This is a genomic window from Psychromonas sp. MME1 (assembly GCF_041080865.1).
Classification (GTDB): domain Bacteria; phylum Pseudomonadota; class Gammaproteobacteria; order Enterobacterales; family Psychromonadaceae; genus Psychromonas.
Genome location: NZ_CP160906.1, coordinates 3309444 through 3333806, shown reverse-complemented (window position 1 = coordinate 3333806; position 24363 = coordinate 3309444). Strand labels below are relative to the sequence as shown.

17 protein-coding genes are annotated in these 24363 nt (G+C 41.3%); 3 read left to right on the top strand and 14 right to left on the bottom strand.

What is annotated here, in order from left to right; all coding sequences use genetic code 11:
* Nucleotides 1–2: 2 nt before the first annotated feature.
* From AB2N10_RS15225 to AB2N10_RS15200, 6 genes are all read right to left on the bottom strand, one after another.
* Nucleotides 3–1040, bottom strand: coding sequence for a TDP-N-acetylfucosamine:lipid II N-acetylfucosaminyltransferase (locus AB2N10_RS15225; RefSeq protein WP_354623221.1), 1038 nt, complete (start codon nt 1038–1040; stop codon nt 3–5).
* Nucleotides 1033–2166, bottom strand: coding sequence for a dTDP-4-amino-4,6-dideoxygalactose transaminase (gene rffA / locus AB2N10_RS15220; RefSeq protein ID WP_354623220.1), 1134 nt, complete (start codon nt 2164–2166; stop codon nt 1033–1035). The genes AB2N10_RS15225 and rffA overlap by 8 nt, the downstream gene beginning before the upstream one ends.
* On the bottom strand, nt 2153–2656 hold the full coding sequence (locus tag AB2N10_RS15215) for an acyltransferase (protein WP_369434049.1): 504 nt from the start codon (nt 2654–2656) through the stop codon (nt 2153–2155). The genes rffA and AB2N10_RS15215 overlap by 14 nt, the downstream gene beginning before the upstream one ends.
* A 67-nt stretch (nt 2657–2723) precedes the next feature.
* Nucleotides 2724–3584 (bottom strand): glucose-1-phosphate thymidylyltransferase RfbA, encoded by an 861-nt coding sequence (gene rfbA / locus AB2N10_RS15210; RefSeq protein WP_369434048.1) that lies wholly within the window; start codon nt 3582–3584, stop codon nt 2724–2726.
* Nucleotides 3584–4666: a dTDP-glucose 4,6-dehydratase gene (rfbB, locus tag AB2N10_RS15205; RefSeq protein WP_354623217.1), complete on the bottom strand. Its 1083-nt coding sequence runs from the start codon at nt 4664–4666 to the stop codon at nt 3584–3586. The genes rfbA and rfbB overlap by 1 nt, the downstream gene beginning before the upstream one ends.
* A 1091-nt stretch (nt 4667–5757) precedes the next feature.
* On the bottom strand, nt 5758–7158 hold the full coding sequence (locus AB2N10_RS15200) for an MBL fold metallo-hydrolase (RefSeq protein WP_354623216.1): 1401 nt from the start codon (nt 7156–7158) through the stop codon (nt 5758–5760).
* Nucleotides 7159–7613: 455 nt separating this feature from the next.
* Here AB2N10_RS15200 and AB2N10_RS15195 point away from each other — a divergent pair, with 455 nt between their 5' ends.
* Nucleotides 7614–8138: a transposase gene (locus tag AB2N10_RS15195; RefSeq protein ID WP_354623215.1), complete on the top strand. Its 525-nt coding sequence runs from the start codon at nt 7614–7616 to the stop codon at nt 8136–8138.
* 548 nt (nt 8139–8686) lie between these two features.
* On the opposite strand, the gene AB2N10_RS15190 is transcribed toward AB2N10_RS15195, so the two are convergent.
* From AB2N10_RS15190 to AB2N10_RS15155, 8 genes are all read right to left on the bottom strand, one after another.
* On the bottom strand, nt 8687–9658 hold the full coding sequence (locus AB2N10_RS15190; RefSeq protein WP_369434047.1) for a Wzz/FepE/Etk N-terminal domain-containing protein: 972 nt from the start codon (nt 9656–9658) through the stop codon (nt 8687–8689).
* A gap of 77 nt (nt 9659–9735) precedes the next feature.
* A complete protein-coding gene (locus AB2N10_RS15185) occupies nt 9736–12387 on the bottom strand; it encodes an SLBB domain-containing protein (RefSeq protein ID WP_369434046.1) in 2652 nt (883 codons plus the stop codon).
* A 765-nt stretch (nt 12388–13152) separates the two neighbouring features.
* A complete protein-coding gene (locus tag AB2N10_RS15180) occupies nt 13153–14106 on the bottom strand; it encodes a DHH family phosphoesterase (RefSeq protein WP_354623210.1) in 954 nt (317 codons plus the stop codon).
* Nucleotides 14106–14744, bottom strand: coding sequence for an adenylyl-sulfate kinase (cysC, locus tag AB2N10_RS15175; protein WP_354623209.1), 639 nt, complete (start codon nt 14742–14744; stop codon nt 14106–14108). The genes AB2N10_RS15180 and cysC overlap by 1 nt, the downstream gene beginning before the upstream one ends.
* 9 nt (nt 14745–14753) lie before the next feature.
* Nucleotides 14754–16481: an SLC13 family permease gene (locus AB2N10_RS15170; protein ID WP_354623208.1), complete on the bottom strand. Its 1728-nt coding sequence runs from the start codon at nt 16479–16481 to the stop codon at nt 14754–14756.
* Between the two features lie 67 nt (nt 16482–16548).
* Nucleotides 16549–17958, bottom strand: coding sequence for a sulfate adenylyltransferase subunit CysN (gene cysN, locus AB2N10_RS15165; protein ID WP_354623207.1), 1410 nt, complete (start codon nt 17956–17958; stop codon nt 16549–16551).
* A 97-nt stretch (nt 17959–18055) separates the two neighbouring features.
* Nucleotides 18056–18964 (bottom strand): sulfate adenylyltransferase subunit CysD, encoded by a 909-nt coding sequence (gene cysD, locus AB2N10_RS15160; RefSeq protein ID WP_354623206.1) that lies wholly within the window; start codon nt 18962–18964, stop codon nt 18056–18058.
* 349 nt (nt 18965–19313) lie between these two features.
* Nucleotides 19314–20021, bottom strand: coding sequence for an SDR family oxidoreductase (locus tag AB2N10_RS15155; RefSeq protein ID WP_354623205.1), 708 nt, complete (start codon nt 20019–20021; stop codon nt 19314–19316).
* 137 nt (nt 20022–20158) lie between these two features.
* Here AB2N10_RS15155 and AB2N10_RS15150 point away from each other — a divergent pair, with 137 nt between their 5' ends.
* Both AB2N10_RS15150 and AB2N10_RS15145 read left to right on the top strand, forming a co-directional pair.
* Nucleotides 20159–21331: an amino acid ABC transporter substrate-binding protein gene (locus tag AB2N10_RS15150; RefSeq protein ID WP_369434045.1), complete on the top strand. Its 1173-nt coding sequence runs from the start codon at nt 20159–20161 to the stop codon at nt 21329–21331.
* A gap of 9 nt (nt 21332–21340) precedes the next feature.
* On the top strand, nt 21341–24361 hold the full coding sequence (locus tag AB2N10_RS15145) for a response regulator (RefSeq protein ID WP_369434044.1): 3021 nt from the start codon (nt 21341–21343) through the stop codon (nt 24359–24361).
* The last annotated feature ends 2 nt before the right edge of the window (nt 24362–24363 follow it).

Genomic DNA, 24363 nt, shown 5'->3' with positions numbered 1-24363 from the left:
CCCTAGTTATCGCCAAATATTCTATTAAGCTGCATTACACAGTTACTTTCATTAAAATATGCAGACACGATCTCTGAGTTGCGAATACCTTCTTCTCTCGAGATTGAATCTAAGGATAATGAAGCAATATCCTTGTATACAAGCCCTTTAGAGGTCAAGAAGTTCGAATGCGATAAACCGCTTTTAAGAACGACTGTTTTACCCATTCCAAGTAGCGTAATGATATTCCCCATTGCTTGCTGACGGTCATGACAAAAAACAGCAAAATCAATTGATGCTAGTAAAGAGGAATATTCTTCCAGAGTCATAAAATCACTAATAATCCTAACCCTGTCACCAAACATTTCTGACGCTTTTTGTGCTACAATAACCGCATTTTTTTTACAACCATAGGAAAGTGGTATCGTTAGTTCCATTATTCCATCGTCAATCGACTTTAGTTTTTCTAATGCTTCCAAATGGTTATTTTGGGGATCCGCTGAGTTTCCTAAAAGGACTTGATTTATGTTACTTTCATTTACGGCTTTATCCACGAAGCCATAGCGAAAAAAATTGCTCGGATACACAATGCATTCTTCAAACTTAGCTTTTGAGCTATATTGCGACACTGCGTATGCATAATCACCATTTACATAGGTAATCATTGAGTTTAGGTTAGGAACGATTATCTTTTTGAGTGCAGAAGACAGCTTGTCTCGAAAGGTATATCTACCCGTCCATACGTATAAGTCTCCACCCCAAACAATCCACTTTGACTTTCGGATCAGCCACGGCATAAACACCAAAGTAAACATAACTTTAACATCAAACAGTCCATGAATAATGATTATGTCAGCTCTATTCATAGACCTAACCATCGTATAAAACTTCGACAATGAAAAACCACTATAAAATGGCGATGTTACATTCTCAGCATCTCCTGAGTATTCCTCATTGGAATAAACAAAAAACTCGTGAGCACAACATAAACGACTGTTTATCAATTCAATAAAGGCTGGCATAAACTTATTTACCGGACACAGGTGAACAACTTTATTCACAATCACCCCCTATACCAAGAATAACATCACAAATATAGTCAACCTGCTCCAAACTAAGAGAATAGAACAAAGGCAATCGGACTAGGCAATCAGTATACCTATCTGATTGTGGCAACTTTGGCCCATTATACTTGGCTCGATAGTACTCACTTTTATGAAGTGACAAATAATGAAACACAGCCAAAACCCCCTTTTCCTTCAAGCACTTAAGCAACTCGCATCGACACTCTGGCATCTTTGCAACTAAGAAAAACATATGTGCATTATTGCTCTGCTCTGATGCGAAACTTGCTAATGTAAAGTTTTTCAATCTGCCGTTAAGGTTATTATAATAACGCTCCCATACAGCGACTCTCTTTGATTGAATCTCTTCCAGGCTCTCTAACTGCCCCCATAAAAACGCAGCATTTAGCTCAGAAGGTAGGAACGAGGAACCTTTATCTACCCAACCGTACTTATTTATCTCACCACGAAAGAATGATGCGCGGTTCGTGCCCTTTTCACGAATTATTTCAGCCCGTTGAATATAGCGTTCATTATTGACAAATAATACCCCCCCCTCCCCACAACCTATATTTTTAGTTTCATGAAAAGAAAATGTACCAAAATCACCAATTGTACCAAGTTGGCGGCCCTTATAGGTAGCCTCTATCGCTTGCGCTGCATCCTCGACGACTGAAATACCATGCCGTTGTGCTAGATCCATGATCGCATCCATATCACAGGCCATACCCGCATAATGAACAACAACGATCGCTTTAGTTTTCGGAGAAATTAAACGCTCAATTTCACTCACAGAAATATTAGGAGATGTTTCTTCACTATCTGCAAACATGATATTTGCACCACGAAGAACAAACGCATTAACTGTAGAAACAAAAGTGTAGGATGGAGCAATTACCTCATCCCCCTCTTCAATATCGAGCAAGATTGCAGCCATTTCTAGCGCATCAGTGCACGATGTCGTTAACAATGCTTTCTTTACACCATATCTTTTCTCAAAAAATTCTTGACACCGCTTAGTGAAGGGCCCGTCTCCACATAGTTTCTTACTATTTAACGCTTCAGAAATGTATCCAAGTTCTCTACCTAAAACTGCAGGTTCACTAAACTTAACAGTTTTCATTTAGGTACCCCTCTTCCAATTTCAGTAAATCGTTTGAACGTTCTTTAATCCTTTTAGCTGGTATGCCGAAATAAATCCCCCAGCTTTTCGTTGGCTTTGTAACCATACTCATTGCTCCAACGGAACACCCCTCTGCTAAATTAGCCCCCGGCAGGATTATACTTTGAGCTCCAACAATTACGTGCCGCCCAATGGTCACTGACTTATATGTTTCACTTTTGTACTTATCAGGGACTGTTGGATTTGTAAGCGTTTTTCCGGAGTAGTCGTCACTTTGAGAAAAAACATGACAACCGTATGCTAGCCCACTAAAATCGTCAAACTTAACACCAGGAGCCCCACCTGCAATATTACAATATGCCGCTATATGAACGTTTCTACCAATAGTAACATTTCCAGAAATAAGACAAAAATCATCAATCCTAGAATTAGCACCAATGGATATCATTTCAGTATTATACAAAGATGCTTTATCACTGATTCTTGACATTTCCCCCTAAACTTTTGAAGTTCAACGCCGCCAATTCTTGTTCTGTCAAAAATGCCATACATAAATCCTATTTAATTGTTAGCAGGTACTGCCCATAACTGTTTTTACTCATTAAAGCGGCACGTTCTTGAAGATGAATTTTGTCTATCCAACCTTGCGAAAAGGCTATTTCTTCTAGACAAGCTATTTTAAATCCTTGTCGCTTTTCTAGCGTCTCAACAAACGTTGCCGCCTCTAGTAAGCTATCGTGAGTTCCAGTATCAAGCCACGCAAACCCCCGCCCCAATAGCTCTACATTTAGATTACCTGCCTTCAAATACATTTCGTTGATTGCGGTAATCTCTAATTCTCCTCTTTCGGAAGGCTCGACACATTTAGCATACTTAACAACATGGTTATCATAGAAGTAGAGGCCGGTTACCGCAAAATCAGACTTGGGCTGTTGTGGCTTTTCTTCTATTGATATAGCACGGCTATTACTATCAAATTCAACGACACCAAAACGCTCCGGATCTTTAACCTTGTAACCAAATACTGTCGCACCTGATTCATTACTTGCGGCTTTCACCAGTTTAGGTGAGAACGCATGTCCCCAGAATATATTATCACCCAACACTAAACATACTGACTCATTGCCAATAAACTCTTCACCAATTAAGAATGCCTGAGCTAATCCTTCTGGCTTTGGTTGCATAGCGTATTCTAAGGAAATCCCAAACTGGCTGCCATCACCTAACAGACGCTTAAAGCTATCCAAATCTTCCGGTGTAGTAATGATAAGAATATCTCTTATCCCAGCCAACATCAAAACCGACAGCGGATAATAAATCATTGGTTTGTCGTAGACTGGCAGCAGTTGCTTAGAAACCCCCATCGTTATGGGATATAGACGCGAGCCAGAGCCTCCAGCCAGTACAATGCCTTTCATTAACTTAGATCTCCAGTAAAAACACCTAAACGCTCACGCCGATAACTACCGTCCTGAACGTTATTACACCATTCTAAATTATCTAAATACCACAGGACTGTTTTGCGAAGTCCCGTTTCAAAGGTTTCTTCTGGTTGCCAGTCTAATTCAGAACTCATTTTAGTTGCATCAATAGCATAACGGCGGTCATGTCCTGGTCTATCCGTTACATACGTTATTTGCTCAACATACTTAGTTTTTTTCGGCACTAAGTCGTCTAAAATAGCGCATATAGTCTGCACGACTTCTAGGTTCTGCTTTTCATTATGACCGCCAATATTATAAGTCTCTCCGACTTTACCAGCAGTGACAACTGTATACAATGCGCGAGCGTGATCTTCAACATATAGCCAATCACGAATTTGATCTCCCTTGCCATAAATAGGCAAATCTTTACCTTCCAACGCATTAAGGATAACTAATGGAATCAATTTTTCAGGGAAATGATATGGACCATAATTATTTGAACAGTTGGTTACTATTGTCGGTAAACCATAGGTGCGTAACCATGCACGTACTAAGTGGTCACTTGATGCTTTAGATGCTGAATAAGGGCTACTTGGCGCATAAGGCGTTGTTTCAGTAAATAATGGTAATTCACCTTCTTGTTCATCAGGATGGGGTAAGTCGCCATACACTTCGTCCGTTGAAATATGATGAAAACGAAATGCTTTCTTTGCTTCATCGGTCAACTGATTCCAATACGCACGAGTCGCTTCAAGCACTGTATAAGTACCAACTATGTTAGTTTGAATAAAGTCTGATGGCCCAGTAATTGAACGATCAACGTGAGATTCAGCAGCTAAGTGCATCACTGCATCTGGTTGGTATGTTTTGAAAACACGATCTAATTCAGTGCGGTCACAGACATCAACTTTCTCAAATGAATAGCGCTTATTAGACTCAACACTGATTAAGGACTCAAGATTTCCAGCATAAGTGAGTTTATCTACATTAATAACGCTATCTTGAGTATTATTAATGATATAACGAACAACAGCAGAGCCGATAAATCCAGCGCCACCAGTAACAAGAATTTTCATTTTTATGCTTTCCATCTATCTTCATTGTCCAAATAAGTATTCTACTGGACTTAAGTGAATTGATTTTTTACAACTTTCAACCTCAGCCTTTCAAACCACACTGAGACGCTTTTTATTCATTTTGAGACGGTCCATTTCTTACCATCCCTTATAAACCCTAGCTTTTACTACTTTTATCAAAACAGCCCCAATAGGCCGCGAAAATCATTGAAATAATGTCCCAGTTTCAGAGGCTAACTTAATATTTGTCGCTAAAAACATAATGATTTTACACATTGACCTATTTTTAACTTTGGACGTAGTCAGTTAAAAATAGGTACGCTACCGCCCTTAGGTTCATCGCTCCTAAAGGCAAGTATTTAAGATAAGCACTATAAAAGTACTATGTTTAAAAATGTTGAAATTTTCCCACCATCAGCACACATTAATGCACAATAAGTATTGATTTTTAAATTCGCATGCTTTTGGGGTCGCAGTATTCTAGTTGAATACCTGTAAAAAGCAAATATTTCACAAAAAAGGAACTGAACTTAATATCAAAACAAGCTCTAGCACCCTGCTTTCAGGCCACAAGGGGCATGGGCTTGAGCCCACCAAAAAAAACATCAACACAAGCAGGCTAAAGCCTGCGCCCCAGGTGATTGCAAGACTCTAGCTGAAGCCTGCATCCCAAGAATCAACATAAGCTCTCGCATCCTGTTTTCTGGCCACAAGGGGCGTGGGCTTGAGCCCACCAAAAAAACACCAACACAAGCAGGCTAAAGCCTGCGCACCAGGTGATTGCAATACTCTAGCTGAAGCCTACGCCCTAAAATCAACATAAACTCTCGCATCCTGTTTTTAGCCTACAAGGGGCGTGGGCTTTAGCCCACCAAAAAAAACACCAACACAAGCAGGCTAAAGCCTGCGCACCAGGTGATTGCAATACTCTAGCTGAAGCCTACGCCCTAAAATCAACATAAACTCTCACATCCTGTTTTCAGGCCACAAGGGGCGTGGGCTTGAGCCCACCAAAAAAACACCAACGCAAGCAGGCTAAAGCCTGCGCCCCAGGTGATTGCAATACTCTAGCTGAAGCCTACGCCCTAAAATCAACATAAACTCTCACATCCTGTTTTCAGGCCACCAAAAACAACGCTAATTCCCTGTTGTTGCAATTGTTTAGCTAATATTTGCTTAGCCTCTGCGTCACCATGCACTAGGATCACTTTTTCTGGCTTATGTCGCATTCGTTTTACAAAGTTAACTAAGTTGCTTTGGTCTGCATGGGCAGAGTACCCTGATAGGGTATGTATGCCCGCATTAATCGTTATTTTCTGGCCATCAATAAACACATAACCGCCACGCGGACCGTAATGCTGAATATCGCGCCCTAATGTTCCTTCGGCTTGATAACCAACAAATAGCACGTCGGTACTTTTTTCTGCTAAAAATCGACGTAAATAATTAACGACTCGCCCACCACTACACATGCCACTAGCAGCAATAACAATGACGGGTTTATCGCGCTTCGCTAAATAGTCGATAACTTGTAAATGTTGTTGATGGGTATCAATGGTGTAGAGTGAATCAAAGTTGAGTGGTTGCCGCCCTTGCGTAATACGTCGCCTCGCTTCGGCGTCCCACAGTGATTGGAATTGTTGATAGTATTTAGTGAACTTAGCTGCCATTGGAGAATCCACTATGATCTCAATTTCTGCTAGTTTTTTATTTTTAGCGGATGAAATAAGCGCTTCAAGTTCATACAATAGCTCTTGGGTGCGGCCAATACTAAATGCGGGGATGATCACTACGCCATTATCTGCCACCGCTTTTTCTAGCACCTTACGCAAGGCTTCACTACGCTGTTTGCGCCCAACATGATTTTTATCGCCATAGGTACTTTCCAATACCAATATATCCGCTTTATAGGGGCTTTTGGGTGATGCCAACAAGGGCGAATAGGTAGCGCCTAAATCTCCAGAAAAGACGACTCGTTGTGTCTGACTATTATACACTTTCACATCAACTTCAATGTAAGCCGAACCAAGAATATGCCCTGCAGGTTGGAACTTAATTTTAGTTTTACTATTGCCAGTGAGCGCCACATTGAACCATTGCTTATAGGGCACCGAAACTAACTGCTTTTTTAACCGTTTTAAACAAGCATCAATAATCGATTTATTACGCGTCACGCCAACTTTTAACGCATCTTCTAGCACCATGGGCAACAAGGAAGCAGTGGCTTCTGTTGCGAGAATCGCCCCGGTAAAACCTGCGGCGAGTAGGTAGGGAATGCGACCAACATGGTCGATATGGCAATGTGTAACTAATAACGCTTGCACGGTGCTAATATCAAACTCAATGGTTAAGTGTTGTTCATTTTTGTGATTGGCAATTTCAGCCCCCTGAAACAAGCCACAATCGATGAGTAGACTGTTTTGCGAATCAATCATCAGTTGATGGCAAGAGCCAGTTACGCCACAAGTCGCACCGTGATGGAGTATCTGCATACGCTTGATTTCCCTATCTAATTTTCAAATTAATAGGAATAATATTAGGTAAATATTGATTTTTTGCCACCGTAGCGTTACGAATGAGGGGCAGTGAAGGGGCGTGGGCTTGAGCCCACCAAAAAAACAGGTAGTCTAAATAATGCTGACCTACGCTTTTATGGTGCTTATGAATATGAATAATGACAGCGCTAAATATGTAGGCTAAAGCCTACGCCCCATAACCAACATAAACTCTACGCAGCCTGTTTTTAGCTCACAAGGGGCGTGGGCTTTAGCCCACCAAAAATAAGCAGGCTAAAGCCTGCGCCCCTGGTGATTGCAATACTCTGACTGAAGTCTGAGTCTAGTGAGCAATATAAACTGCGGGGAACCGTTAATTGTCGATGTTGCTTTGCTGTTCTAGACTTAGCTGTTTAAACCAATAATGAATCCATTTTTAATGGCACTATATTATGCTTCATAAAACTCTTTTTCATATCGATCAAATTAATGCAATTCAGTTCGTGACATTTAGAACACAGGAGAGTGTTCGCTACTATCTTCACAAAAACAGGCCGGATATAAGCCAAAGTGTTTCAGAGCAACAATTTAAACAAGACCAATTTTTAGATATTTGTAATGCAGGGGCAATATTAAATGATGAAATCATTGGCAAACTTATCGCTTTTTTTAAAGCAAAAAATACCAGTTGTTATGAACTTATTGCAGTCTCGATTATGCCCAATCATATCCACCTGCTTTTTCAGCAAATATTGCCACTTGTTAATATTATGCAAAAAATAAAGGGTGGTAGTGCTTTTTTGATAAACCAACACTATCAAAGAAGAGGGATTGTCTGGGATCGGAGTTATTTTGATAAGGTCGTCAGAACGGAAAAGCAATTTGTAATGACTTATCAATATATTAAAAACAATGCGGTAAAAGCAGGGCTAAAAGATGCTAACCAACGCTTTTATGGTGTTTATGAAGATGAATAATTACAGTGCTAAATATGTAGGCTAAAGCCTACGCCCCATAACCAACATAAGCTCTACGCAGCCTGTTTTTAGCTCACAAGGGGCGTGGGCTTTAGCCCACCAAATACAACAAGCAGGCTAAATGATGCTGACCTACGCTTTTATGGTGCTTATGAATATGAATAATGACAGCGCTAAATATGTAGGCTAAAGCCTACGCCCCATAACAACATAAGCTCTGCGTATCCTGTTTTTAGCTCACAAGGGGCGTGGGCTTTAGCCCACCCAAAAAACAGGTGGTCTAAATAATGCTGAACTACGCTTTTATGGTGCTTATGAATATGAATAATGACAGTGCTAAATATGCAGGCTAAAGCCTGCGCCTCATAACAACATAAGCTCTGCGCAGCCTGTTTTTAGCCTACCAAAATCAAGCAGGCTAAAGCCTGCGCCCCATAACCAACATAAGCTCTACGCAGCCTGTTTTTAGGCCACCAAAAACAAGCAGGCTAAAGCCTGCGCCCCTAATTATTACAATACTCTGGCAGGCTAATTTGAGCTTTGCTTGACTATACGGTTGTAGTGAGCTCTGTTGGCTCTTTTTTATTAAAGGCGAACCGCACGAGTACGATGGCGACACCTAACATACCACCTAACAGGGTTGCTAATACACAAATTAAGGCGCGTTTAGGTCCAGCTTTTTCCTCTGCAACCACGGCAGGGTCAATGGTTTTAAAAACGTATTCATCCTGTACTTCGGCAATCATTCTTTTTTTAATCTGCTCTTCTACCATTTGATAAAATACCGTACGCAATTCAGCAATAGATGTTTCGTCTATTTTAGACTGCAAATAGCCAAGATTTTTGCTGGATCTGTCTAATTCGTTCTGTTTCATCCACTCATTAAGCTCAGAAACCAATAATGTCGCCCACTGCTGTGCAACAAAAGGAGAAAAGTGCGTAACGCTGATAGTCACCATACCACTTTCTTTGTCTTCCGATACTGCAAGTAATTCCTTAAATGCTTTATTAGCATCCCAGAGGGTCGGTTTTAACGTTTCATTTTCTTCTGGGTCAAATAACCACTCCTTAGTGGCGGCATCATATAGCTCTTCATCTAAAATCAGGGTGTTACTATCCTCTATCCATTTTGTACTGGCCATCAGGGGCACTAACAGGTCATGTTTAACAATGAAAGCGTCGATAAATTTACGCGATTGTAAAACGGCTAATGCCTCAACCTTAGGATCATCCGCTTGTGCACCACCGATATTAACTCCTGCTAATGCAGCTAAGCCACCAAGTTGTCCTGACAAACCTCCGCCAGAACTGCCCTGCGTGGGAGCGAGTAACACATCAGATTTATAGGTATTGGGTTGCGATAAAGCAAAAAAAACACCGCCAACGGCAAGCACAGCGGTACAGAGTATGATGATCCATTTGCCTTTCCATAGTGCATGAAACAATTCACGCAGGTCGATTTCATCATCAGCTTGTGCAGCCATAAAAGGTTGCATATTTTCAGGGTAGTTATGATTCATTGATTAGCCTATGACAGGCATCACTTAGTTAAGCAATGCCTGTATCTTTATAAACAAAATTATTTGCGTGATTGCGATTAATTATTAATTGCGCTCCAAGCAACACCCAATTGATAAACAATTTGTGTTGCCGTTGCAACTGCGCTTAAGCCATCCATGTAATCAACATCGATCGGAACGACGATAGTATCACCGGGCTTTAATGGCTGATTTTGATTGTTAAACCAGTAAGAGCTTTTTGGCACCATCACAGAGCCATTGGCGCGAATTACATAAATTCGGTCATTATCGGCTTGTTTTTTCATGCCCCCTGCTAAATCAATGTAATCATCAAGAGTTAAATTTTCATCGAAGGTATGCGTTGACTTAAACTGTACTTCACCAATAATTGAAACAGCTTTGACTAACTCAGGGATATAAATTTTATCCTCATTCGCTAGCTGTACATCCAATTTTTCATTGTTATTGAGTATTTCAGGTAGATTAATCACCATACGCCCGAGTGCTGGCAATGTTTCTAATTCATTAACCACATTAAGCGCATCCTGAGGAGATGATGCATAACTCCCCGTGACACTATTTTTACGTAGAGTCATGGCTGAAATTTGCTGTTGCATCTGCGCCTTTAGGTATTTCATCTCCCTTGCTTCGCGAATTTTTAACTGTTCACGGGCAAAAACAGCCCCTTCCGCATTTGCAAAACGAGTCAAACCACCCGCTCGTAGCACTATATCCTTAATCGTTTCTCCACGTTTGAAGGAGTACTCCCCAGGGAAACGAACCTCTCCTTGCAGGGTCACGACTAATTCATCATTCCAGCCCGGTTTGGTGAGTATGTTAAGGCGATCTTTTGATCTTAATTGGTAATTAGACTTGCTATTTGCGGCATCTAATTGATGCAAATCAAGACGATATTGCTTGATTTTCAAATCATCTTCAACATAACTGGTACGCGTTAATTCAGCTTCATTTAAGTAGGCAGACTCTAATAACCCCCCCGCGGCTTTAATCGCATCTTTAACATGCCCATTTTTAACTAAGGGGTAAGTGCCAGGGTATTTTACATCCCCACCAATTTCGATAACTTGTATAGGATTAATCAATGATGCCTGAGAACGTAAACGGGTCAAAATAGGTTCAAGTTGCGATTCGCGAAGGTTTTCAACCGATTGGCTTGCTAACTCGCTGCCAACCATCGCCTTGCTATCTTGATTAGAAGAAACTTCAACTTCGGCACCAGTGACATCATCAATCATTTTCTCAGGCATGCCATCTTGTTGAATTTTTTCTTTAGCCGCTTGAGACAGTTGCTCTTTATTTCTTTCTTGTTCTAATAATAATGCCGATTTTTCGGTTTCACCGCGCCAAAATTGACTATTAACACTATTACTAAAGACAAAAATCTGATCGAGTTTCTGCAGGGTTAAGTTTTCACGAGAGTGTGGCGTTTTAATCGCTTCACCTAAATCAAATTGCAGCACTTCAATATCATGTTGTGCGTTAATTTCTCGCACGACTAATGCATAGTTAAGGTCCGTGGTTAATTTTAAATCCGATGCAATAGAGGTAATGACATCATTCACCTTCATACCAGGAACGAACTGATAAACACCTTGGCGAATAACTTCGCCTCTCACTGCTATTGCGTTTGTCAGCGTTTTATTTACTTGGCTTACTTGCACTACATCGCCATTTTTTATACTAAATTTAGTGCTTTGTTTATTGCTAAGGTCAACGGATTTAACCTCAACACCCTCAGTGGTTAGACGGCGTACGGTAACATTTTGCAAAAAGGCATCCATTTGCGTGCCACCTGCAAGCTCAATCAACTCATTTAACGAGGTATTATTTTTTAACTCGTAAATTGCAGGACGCATCACTGCACCGTCAACAACAACGGTGTTCTCTCGCGGGGGTATAAATAAAGTATCTCCACCCTGCAAGCGCACATCATTAGCTGTATTACCTTTTAAAATAAGGTCGTACATATCTAACGTGGTCACAATTTGACCTTTTCGTTTTAGTTGGATATTACGCAAACTGCCCGTCACTTTTACGCCACCAGAGGCAACAAGCGCCTGCGTCACCGTAGTTATAGGGTTAACGTTGTAGGCGCCCGGTTGAGCACTCTCGCCAACAATATAGACTTGCATTAAACGCAAACTGCCCATGGTGATACTGCTATCAACACCGATAATTTTATTATTAATGCTATTAGTTAGCTCTTCACGAGCTTCTTGAAAGGTTAAGCCTGATAAATTAATAGGACCTAATTCGGGTAAATGGACTTTACCTTCACGCGTTACTTTAAGATTAAAGGTATTATTCACCTTACCGTAGAGTTCTATTTTAATTTCATCGCCAGGCCCCATAATGTAATCATTAGGAATGGGAATATCATCAATCGGTGAATTAGTTGCCTGCCCTGCTAACACATCATAACCAAAAGGTTTTAATTGCTTGCCACTTTGGTAGTCAACTTTTATATCAACATTTTCTATATTTCTTTCTGCCACTGTTTTAGTTGGAGGGATATACGGCTTTTTTTCAGCCACCTCGCTACTTCCGCTCGCGCTTAAATCAACACCATACTGCTTTGCAAGTTGTTCTTGCTGCGCTCTTGGCAACTGTTTAAATTGTGCCATTTGTGCTGCAGTCGGGGTTTGAGCAAAAAGGGTTGTCGTAAAAAACAGCATCGACAAGCCTATCTTTCGCATTATATTTTTCATTATCATATCTTTTAGTCTTAGTGAGCGGTGAACTGATAAGGGGTTGTTTTTATTGCGAACAGAGAGTGTAGTTAGTCCAACTTGCGGCTTCGTCATGTATATTCCGTTATAAATGTTGGTTGATGCTCTGTTTGCAAAAAAATTTATTTAGATAAATTAAGTGCGGATATTAGCAGATTTTTTTAGTTTTTTTCTACATTAATTACACAAAATCAGCCTTACACATATTGTTTTTAGTTATACAAAGGAGCCTGGGGCGAATTAAACGACAGTTTAGTATCATGAGCGGATAAGCTCTGCGTATCCTGTTTTCAGCCCACAAGGGGCGTGGGCTTTAGCCCACCAAATACAACAAGCAGGCTAAAGCCTGCGCCCCAAGTGCAATTCCCTGTATGTGAATTAAACAGCAGTTTAGTGCCATGAGCGGATAAGCTCTGCGCATCCTGTTTTTAGCCCACAAGGGGCGTGGGGCGAATTAAACGGCAGTTTAGTATCATGAGCGGATAAGCTCTGCGTATCCTGTTTTCAGCCCACAAGGGGCGTGGGCTTTAGCCCACCAAATACAACAAGCAGGCTAAAGCCTGCGCCCCAAGTGCAATTCCCTGTATGTGAATTAAACAGCAGTTTAGTGCCATGAGCGGATAAGCTCTGCGTATCCTGTTTTTAGCCCACCAAAACAACAAGCAGGCTAAAGCCTGCGCCCCAGGTGATTGCAACACTCTGGCTGAAGCCTGCGCCACAAAGCGAAACTTGCGATTCTGAAGGTCAGTAGGTGTTTTCGACTACATCGATAAAGCGTTGTAGCTCTTTTTTATCTAAGGCGTTAATACCAGCTGCGGCGGCTCGTCCACCACCCGTGGCGAATTGGCTACATATTTCACCTGCACCTTGCTTTTTACTTAACGGCGCACGCAACGAAAGTAAGTAACTCCCATCACTGTTTTCAGTTAGTACGGCATGTGCTCTGTCAGGGTCGTTATTCGCCAATAAATTACCGTAAACTCCACTAATACGTCGCGCCCAAGCCTTAACGGGCAATTCAACAATAGCAAGTTTCTCACTTTGATAACTATTCGTAATGGCCAACGCTTTTGCCATATCTGCGTTATATCCTTTTTGTAAAACATAAAAAGGCGATTCGCTATCTGCTAGTAAATCAAAGGGAGAAGGATAATTGCGTAACATTTTAAATAATTGCGCGGGATGATAATGCAGGTCGTCAACACTTGCTCCATAACCATTGTAATTGATTAATGTCCCTAGCTCCTTTAACTGTTCAGCCTGTTCACGCGATAGCCCCGCCAATTCTGCGAGCTGGTCGGCTTTAACAATTAAATTATCACCGTAGGCAGCGGCAATCGCCCAATCGTGAAACTGCCCATCAAGAAGCTTATCAATAATTAATGAAGTACAGGTATTGGCGTCAAGGTCGATATGCGCCTGTAATTTTGGGTGCTCTGGGATGTCACCCGCACGGTGATGGTCGGCATAAAAAACAGCAGCACCAACCGCTAATGCGTCTTTTATCGCGGTGCTATTTTTTTCCATGGAGATATCTAACACCGTTAGTGAATCACCCTTCGCTGGTGTGATTTTTTCAACTAGCTGAATATCACGTTTCACCCCAGTAATTAACTGGCTCTGTAGCGGGAAAGCGAGCCGCCATTGTAAAAGCGCAATAATGCCGTCGGCATCACCATTAAAAATATCGTAATTCATTAGCGGCCTAAATAACCCTGTTTTTGTAAATAATCGATAACCTGTTGAGCACAGGCTTGAATTGATTTATCTGCGGTTTGCACATGCACTTCGGCATTAACCGGTGCTTGATAGGCGGAATCAATACCTGTGAAATTTTTAATCTCCCCCGCGCGCGCTTTTTTATACAACCCCTTAGGGTCGCGTGATTCACAAACGGCCAGTGGTGTATCAATAAACACCTCGATAAATTGCCCCTCTGGCAATTGCTTGCGCACCATTTCACGGTCGGCAATGAAGGGCGAGATAAATGCCGTTGACACGATCAAACCAGCATCCACAAACAGTTTAGCGACCTCCCCGATACGGCGAATATTTTCCACACGGTCAACATCAGAAAAACCTAAATCACCATTAAGCCCATGGCGCACATTATCACCATCTAAAACATAGGTGCTTGCGTTAAGATTATAAAGCATTAAGTCAACCGCATTGGCGACGGTCGATTTACCCGATCCGCTCAACCCAGTAAACCAAAGCACCGCTGGTTTATGCCCATTTAATTGAATACGATCTTGATGGGAAACCGCGGCTTGATGCCAAACAACATCCGATGATTTATCGCCAAGCACTTCTTTTTCTATATACGGAGTATTCATATGTTTCCTTTACAGTCCAAAAACGAACGTAATCGCAGTAATTGCCACCACCCCATAGACAAGGCTAATGGGTAAACCAATTTTAACAAAGTCGAGCAGTTTATATTGCCCTGCATTAAACACCATTAAGTTGGTTTGATAGCCATAGGGGCTAACAAAACTGGCACTTGCCGCAAAGGCAACCGCCATAATAAACGCCATTGGATTAGCATCCAAACTGTTCGCCAAACCGTAGGCAATCGGAAAGATAAGCGCCGCTGCTGCATTATTAGTCACCAACTCAGTTAATGTCCAAGTGAGAATATAAACAACAATTAATGCTAGCAAAGGAGAAAAACCCATTGCATTGCCATTCACAAACTCATTTAAAATAGCTAATAAACCGCTGTTATTCAATGCATTAGACAACAACAATGCGGATGAGATAATGAGCCAAATATCAATGGGTAAACGGCGTAATAATTCCCCAGAGGTTAAACAGCGGCTCATCAGCAATACGCCCAACAGCAACAACATGCCTTTAAACAGAGTAATTAATCCCAATGCGGCACAGGCAATCGCGATAAAGAAGCCAACGATAGCCAATAGTTCCTTCGCACCACTGAGCATGGAATCTAATTCCACATCACTCACTAGAATAAAATTCTTACTGATATTACGGCGCGATTTAAAGTCTTCACCAGCGGCTAACACCAAGTAATCGCCCGCCCTTAAAACGACATCGCCCAATTTTCCAGAAACTTTCTCACCATCGCGTTTGATGGCAACAACGGCGGCATCAAAGAGCGCCCTAAAGCCCACTTTTTTTAAGGTTTTTCCAAGCAAGACACTTTCGGGACGGATCACCACCTCCGTTAAATCATCCACCAACAACCCCTGATGGTCAGCAAAAATGGATAAACCATCAAACTGATTGAGCTGCTTGACCTTAGAAACATCTCCACTGAACACTAATCTATCATTACCTTGGATTATCTCTGAAGGTGCAACGGGGCTTAACAGATGCCCATTGCGCACCACTTCGACAAGAAACAGTGATTCTAAATGACGCAACCCATTTTCATCAATAGAACGCCCAATCAGTGCCGATGTTTGCGTCACTTCCGCATCAATAAAGTAGGATTTTTGCACGTCCGCGGAGACTTTATTCTCGGGTAGAAAACGGCACAATCCCCAGAGCAGCAAACCACATGAGACAACCAAGCATCCCCCCACCAGCGTAAAATCAAAAAAAGCAAGTGAGGGCAATCCAGCCTCTAACACCAAACTATTCACAATTAAATTGGTAGAGGTACCAACCAAGGTTAATGTTCCCCCCAAAATAGCAGCAAACGAGAGCGGTAACAGTAATTTACTTGCCGCATGATAGGGGTTATTACGAATCGGCGCTAACATGGTGGCAACGACCGCGGTATTATTTAAAATAGCAGATGAAAATACCGTTAAGGCAAATAGGCGAAGCCATGTTGACGCATAATTTTTTTGGATAACACGCGCAGCAATAATGCGCAACAAACGCGTTTTTTCAAGCGCTAGCGAACAAAGCAACAGTAAAACTAAGGTCGCTAAACCTTGATTAGAGATACTTTTTAATACCTGCTCAGTGGTCACCGTATCGGAAATAAATAACAGCAACAATGTCACGCCAAGCACTAGACTGGGACGCTGCTGAAATTTAATCAGGCCAACGATCGTGCCTATAAAAACCGCTAAAACAAAATACGCTTGAATCGTCATATAAATCAGCCATTAGCTAGGGCTATCCACTGTTAGCCTAACGCGGCCAGTGGATAGCATTTAGCAATTATCCTTTAAGAAGGTCTTTCGCATTCCAGTGCGGGAAGTGCTTACGTACTAAGGCATTAAACTCAAGTTCGAAGGCACTATAGGCTGGTTTGTTGTTCAGTTGAGACTCAATTGAACCGGTTATCATACCAGCACCTACGGTTGAATTACTGAGGCGGTCAATGATAATAAAAGCCCCCGTATTGCGATTCTCTGCATAGGCATCAAACTGTAGAGCCTCTGCCACTTCAAAATGGCAGTTACCAATTTCATTCAAGGCTAACTGAGTCGTCTCCCCTTTTTCCATGCTATTGACATCAACTTTATAGTTGATAGCAACCGCTGAACCATAGGTCGAATGAGGGCCCGCTTTTATAATATATTCACGGTCAACATGAAGATTTTCCTCTGACATCCACACCACATCAGCAACAAAACTTTTTGTCGATTCAGGCTTTTCATGGGGACGAACAATCATATCTCCACGGCTAATATCAATTTCATCTTCAAGCGTTAAGGTAATCGCCATCCCCGCAAAAGCGCTATCAAGGTTGCCATCGAAAGTAACAATCGATTTAACTTTACTTTGCTTACCCGATGGCAGTGCTTCTATCGTATCGCCTACGCGAATTTCACCCGATGCAACCGTGCCACAAAAGCCACGAAAATCTAAGTTTGGTCGATTAACATACTGCACTGGCAGACGGAATTTCTCATTCGTATCGGTTTTAATTTGAATCGAATTTAATAAACGTAATAAAGGCGAACCGGGATACCAAGGCATGTTTTCGCTTTCGTTAACAACGTTATCCCCCTTCAATGCCGAAATCGGCACAAAACGGATATCAGCAATATTTAACTGCTCTGCAAACGCACGATAATCAGCTTTAATTTTCTTATACACATCTTGGCTGTATTCCACGGCATCCATTTTATTAACCGCAACCACAACATGCTTAATACCTAATAAAGAACAGATATAAGAATGACGACGTGTTTGTACCTGCACACCATGACGCGCATCAATCAAAATAATGGCTAAATCACAGGTCGAAGCCCCCGTTGCCATGTTCCGTGTGTACTGTTCATGCCCCGGAGTGTCAGCAATGATAAATTTGCGTTGCTCCGTGGAAAAATAACGATAAGCGACATCAATCGTGATGCCTTGCTCACGCTCTGACTGCAAACCGTCAACCAACAAGGCCAAATCGAACTCTTCATTGGTGGTATTGAATTTTTTCGAATCTTTTTCAATGGCAGCCATTTGATCTTCAAAAATCATCTTGCTGTCATAGAGCAAACGACCAATCAGTGTTGATTTACCATCATCCACGCTACCACAGGTGATAAAGCGCATCAGATCTTTGTTTTCATGTACGCGTAGATATTCTTCGATATCTGTCGCAATTAAATTTGTATCATTCGACATTTTAAATCCTTGAAAAATATAATTTTCAGTTATTAAATCTGCTCAATAGCTCGTGAGAGCCGAAAGCTGAAGGCACTATTTCCATTAGCATTGCTAATTAGAAATACCCTTCCATCTTTTTCTTCTCCATTGACCCAGCTGAATCGTTATCGATAACTCGGCCTTGGCGTTCCGATGTTGTGGTTAGCAACATCTCTTGAATAATTTCCGGTAATGTTGTCGCTTGCGATTCAACGGCACCCGTTAATGGATAACAGCCTAGTGTACGGAAACGCACCATTTTCATTTCAGGCACTTCCCCTTCGTTAAGCGGCATACGCTCATCATCAACCATAATAAGCGCGCCATCACGCTTCACAACGGGACGTTTCGCAGCAAAATAGAGTGGCACCATATCGATACCTTCTTGATAGATATATTGCCAAATATCGAGTTCCGTCCAATTAGATAGCGGAAACACACGGATACTTTCGCCCTTATCCACCTTAGAGTTGTAAATATTCCATAACTCAGGGCGTTGATTTTTAGGATCCCAGCGATGCTTTTTATCACGGAAAGAATAGACTCGCTCTTTGGCTCTCGATTTTTCTTCATCTCGTCGTGCACCACCAAAAGCGGCATCAAAGCCATATTTATCGAGTGCTTGCTTCAACCCTTCTGTTTTCATGATATCAGTGTGTTTAGCACTACCATGTTCAAAGGGGTTAATGTTCATCGCTAAACCACGTGGGTTTTTATGAACGATTAAATCGAAATCATACTTTTCAGCTAACTTGTTCCGAAACTCAATCATCTCTTTGAATTTCCAGTTAGTATCGACATGCATTAATGGGAAAGGGATTTTACCCGGATAAAATGCTTTACGAGCCAGATGTAATAACACTGATGAGTCTTTACCAATCGAATAAAGCATGACTGGGTTATCAAACTCAGCTGCCACTTCACGCATAATTTGAATTGATTCTGCCTCAAGCGCCTTGAGGTGAGTGAGTTTATTTTTGTCCATGATATTCCTTCAACTGCACATGATTTAACTGGAATTTATTATGCATGAAATATAAGCGGATAGATTAGAGTGATATGTTATATGATATAAGCAATGTGTTATGAAGATGCGTGGAGCGAATTAAACGACAGTTTAGTATCATGAGCGGATAAGCTCTGCGCATCCTGTTTTCAGCCCACCAAAACAATTAGCAGGCTAAAGCCTGCGCCCCAGCGGCAAACAATTCCACAAGGGGCGTGGGCTTCAGCCCACCAGAACAACTAGCAGGCTAAAGCCTGCGCCCCGGTAATTGCAACACTATGACTAAAGCTTTCGCCCTAGATGAATGCAAAATTCTGGCAACAGAATGTTAATAATTTCGCTCTACATGCGGGCGCAGTAATAACTCATGAACTGCGGCTTCAGCGGGTAGTTCAAGCATCGATATAATAGCTTGTGCTACGGTGTCAGAGCTTAAATAGTCAGGGCGGTCCATTGCTCGAAAATCAGTATCGACACCACCAGGGTATACCGCAGTGACCACCACGTTATCTTCGGCAGCTTCCTTGCGAAAGACCTTTGTCATCCCCTCAAAACCATCCTTAGATCCCGTATAAGCACCCATACTTGGATTGGAAAACTTACAAACCGAGGATAGAATGTTAACAATATGGCCAGCTTGACGCTGTTGCATATCCTTAAACACTTCGCGCATCACCACAAAGGGAGCGACTTGGTTGAGTTTGATCATATATTCGTAATCGGAAGTTTTAATATCCACAACACTATTTTTTGCGGTATTAGCACCGGCATTGTTTATCAATATATCAATTTTCCCAAAGTGGTTAATCACATCGCCAATAAATGCCATCGTCAATGACTCATTGGTAATATCAAAGAAGGAACTATAAACATGTTGATACTTACTCAAGTCGGCACGCAATTTTTGCATTTTAACATCGCTTCGGCCACACAATGCTAAACGCGCCCCCTTAGCAATCGCTTGCAGGGCGATAGCTCGCCCTATTCCCGATGTCGCGCCTGTAATTAAAATAACTTTACCCTGTAAATGACTCATGCTATACCTCTTATAAAATGCGCTGGCGATAATGGTCTCAATGATTAATACTAGCATACAATGCCTCGCCAACTTATCAGTATAAAAATCAGCTAATTAGACAATATAATTGAAACATTAATAATGGATGATCTCTGGTGCTAAAAAAATATATTCGCTTGTTGCTCTCTTTTATACTCATTTTTTCGGTTGCTCCGCTATGCCAAGCATTAGATAAAAAACCGATTACATTTGCATTGTCATTAAGCCTAACGGGCGAAAATAGCAGAATAGGCTCATCAATAAAAAATGGTCTTCTACTATGGCAAAAACAAGTTAATAGCGGCCAAGGGATTTTAGGCCACCCCGTTAAACTGATCTTTACAGATGATCAAGGTGACCCTAAGCGCGCCATGACAATCTATCAAGATTATGTTCGCAACAAAAATATAAATTTTCTTTTCAGCCCCTACAACAGCAAATTAACAGGGGCCATCATGCCCATCGTTGAACAAGCTAAAATCCCACTAATCGCGATGATAGCCAATAGCAGTGAATTATGGAGTAAGGGTTATAAAAATATCTTTGGACTTTTACAAGTATCCACCAATATTACCAATGATTTTATTGAAATACTTGCCCTTGATGGCGATCACAAGCTAGCCATACTCGGTATTGATGATGCCTTCGGCCGTTCGGTTGCTGATGGTGCTCAAGAATGGGCCGATAGCATTGGCGTAGATATTGTGCTCAATCATATATTCAATAAAAATGAGTTCTCTTTCAATAAATTAGCGAAACGAGTTATCCAAACCAATGCGACCGATCTCATTTTTACTGGTTCATTAGAGGAAACTATCGCCATGCGTCGGGCATTAGCGAATAACCCGTCTAGGCCTATGACCTTTTTTAGTGCTGCGTCGGGCGCTGCTGATGCATACTACCAAGCAGAGCTAGGGCCATTAGCTGAACATACCGTCACCTCCATTTGGTGGGTGACAAATGTACAATATGATGACGCGAATGTTACCTCCTTTAAAAATGCCTATCACACTCAGTTTAAGCAGCCTCCTTCCTATATTTCTGCATTAAGTTATGCCGCCGGTGAAATTTTTCAAGAAGCAATAGAGAGAGCGGGTAGCATTAATGCACAGCAGGTTCGAGAGACTATTCTTAGCCTGAATACGGTGACCGTCATTGGACGATTTGCCGTTGACAAAACGGGGAAACAAATCAAACAGCGCCAATTTTTAAGTCAATGGCAAAATGGGGTACTGCAAACCGTCTGGCCAAAATCTCTTTCATCAACCACTATTGTGCTTGAAAAATAGGCGGTGGCAATGACCTTCAAACTAAATAAAAGATACCTCGGCAACGGCCTAGTCAGCCGGCTCTTTTTGCAGATACTGATACTCTTAATTATCAGCGCTATATTCATATTTAATAACGCCGAAGATGCCTATACTAAATTTACCCTCGCACAGGTGCAGCAGGAATATACCTTATTGGCAGACCACGTTTCTCTTATCAACGACCACGCTCTAAACGAAATGCTTAACAATAATCAGGTCATAACCCCGGTGGTATCGCGTATTGCCCATACAAAGGCCATACGTCGCTTAGATACCTTTTTTAAACGCTACGACTTAAAAGCGGGGATCCTTAAAGAGGGGCAATTTATCTACACCAATTTTAAAGAAAAAAATGTTACCACTGTTTATAATGGAGAGCAGTTAACGGACTTACAAAGTTTCATTAATAAAGAGCTAAAATACGAAAAATTACAGGTCGTGAATATTCAAGAAACCCCTTATTTTATCTATAAACGTTCCTTTAAACCTTGGCAATGGGATATTCTATTTGTTAAAAGTAGTGAAAGTTATACGAACAATACTACCCTTACAAAAAAAATATCTAATACTCTAATTTTACTTGCCCTCTTTATATTCAGTCTTGCTGCTATCAGCTATTTCTCTATTTTTAAACCCATTTTACAAATAACCAAGGCGATAACCGAGTTACAGCCCCCCTCTTATAAAGGGATCAGTGAGTTTCAGTTTTTATCTGACCACATCAATCGCACCATGACAAAATTATTCGATTCGATAAAAAAGGCCAATAAAGCAGAGCAAGCTCAAGCTAACTTTTTAGCCAATATGAGCCATGAAATTCGTACACCAATAAACGCTATTATTGGCTTAAATCACCTCGCGTTGCAGGGTAAAGTAGACACCGAGACTCACAATTACCTGAGTAAAGTTAATAACGCTTCTCAAACATTGTTACATATTGTTAACGATATTCTTGAATATTCAAAAATAGAGGCGCAGCAGCTGATCATTGATAAACAAATTTTCAGCCTCGATACGCTTCTTAACAATTTAATCAACCTCGTTATTGTCAATGCCAATGAAAAAAATATTGAAATTATCATTGTTGGGCAACATGATGTTCCCGACCAACTCTACGGTGATAGATTTCGTATCCACCAAGCGTTATTAAATTTACTGAATAATGCCATAAAATTTACCAATTCGGGCCATGTTATTCTTTCCCTTAAACAGCTAAAGAGAAAAGAGCAACCGCTGCGTATTCAGTTTTCCGTACAGGATACCGGTATTGGAATAACCGATGAGCAACTTAAACGGCTCTTTCGCCCTTTTGCGCAGGCCGACTCATCGACAACCAGACGTTTTGGTGGAACAGGATTGGGGCTCACTATTAGCCAGAACCTGATCACCTTAATGGGGGGAAATTTACGGGTTGATAGTGAATTTAATACAGGTAGCACCTTCTCTTTTGACCTGCCGCTCGCCTTGCCTACTGATTCTCTATCATCGGCGCCACTTACAGGTTCCCTGTATGACGGGGCAATAAAAAATTGCCACTTACTCATTATTGATGGTAATGAAACCGTTCGACGGGAAATGACTGATATCGCAACACGGTTACAGTTTTCAAGCGACACTGCGCAATCAATACAGGATGGTATCGCAAAATTATCTGATAGCTTTAATGCCCCACACCATCGCTATGGTTTCATATTGGTGGATCAAAAAATGGGCAAAGCGTCTATACTCGAGCTAATTAAAGTAAACCAAGAACTTGCAGGAGAAAATCCCCCCTTTGTTATCTTAATGACTTCGCAACTGGCCGATAATCATGGGCTTGAAAATGCTATCGATGCCATATTAAAAAAACCTATAACCATAAAAAACCTTTTAATACAACTGGAAAACCTCAGTAATGGCATGCCACCACTACTAGAGAAAAACAGAGAACACAGCAATAAGTTACAGGGTATTAATATTTTAGTGGTCGAAGATAATCCTATCAATCAAGAAGTAGCGACCAAGTTGTTAGAAAAAGAAGGGGCGGCTGTCTATGTGGCAAATAATGGCTTAAAAGCATTAGAGCTAGTCAAGCAAAGCGATGGCGAATTTGATGTCATACTGATGGATATTCACATGCCGGGCATGAATGGTTACCAAACCTGTACACAAATACGCAAGCAGTATGATCAACAGCAATTACCCATTATCGCGTTATCTGCGATAACCGCATGTAATGTACAGAAAGAGATTTTAGATGTAGGATTCAATCTATTTATTGCTAAGCCTTTCGATCCAGAGACATTGTTTACCGCCATATTAGCCTCCGTCGCAAAATTAAAATCAGACCAATTTCCACTCCCTTTAAATAAACAGGTGCCAGCAACGCAATCGCTATTTCCAGCTCAACTATTAAGCACAGACTCGCCAATTAATATTGCCTCAGCCATAAAAAATGTCGGTGGTGATGCACTTTTTTTAAAAAAATTATTGCTGCAATTTTACGACAACCATGGCGATGACATAGTGGCGATTAACGATGCCTTCGCTGAACATAAATTCCAAGAGATCAAAAGAATAGCGCATACATTAAAAGGAGTAGCGGCAACCATTGCTGCCGAGACACTTTACCAAGACGCTAAAAACCTAGAAAACCTCGCGGGACAGAGTGCATCTTCATCTAAAGTCGCAATTGACAAACTAGCCATGAGCTTTAAACTAGTTAAAGATACCCTCCAGGAATTACTTGATAATATTACAGTTCACAGTAAGTCATGTGATAACCTTGCAGGTAACAAAATTCCTAACAGAGAAAAAGTAACTCATACTTTTAAGCTCCTTGAAAAATCGCTCCGTGATGGGGCATTTGAGGCGAAGCAGCATCTATCTGAGCTACAATGCCTGCTCAATGATGATGATAGTAATATCGATATGACACCCTTAACAATCTTGCTCGATAACTTTGAATTTGAGGCCGCACATAGCAAACTGCTAGAGATGCTCAAGGCATCTGCAATAGATATTAGCTAGGA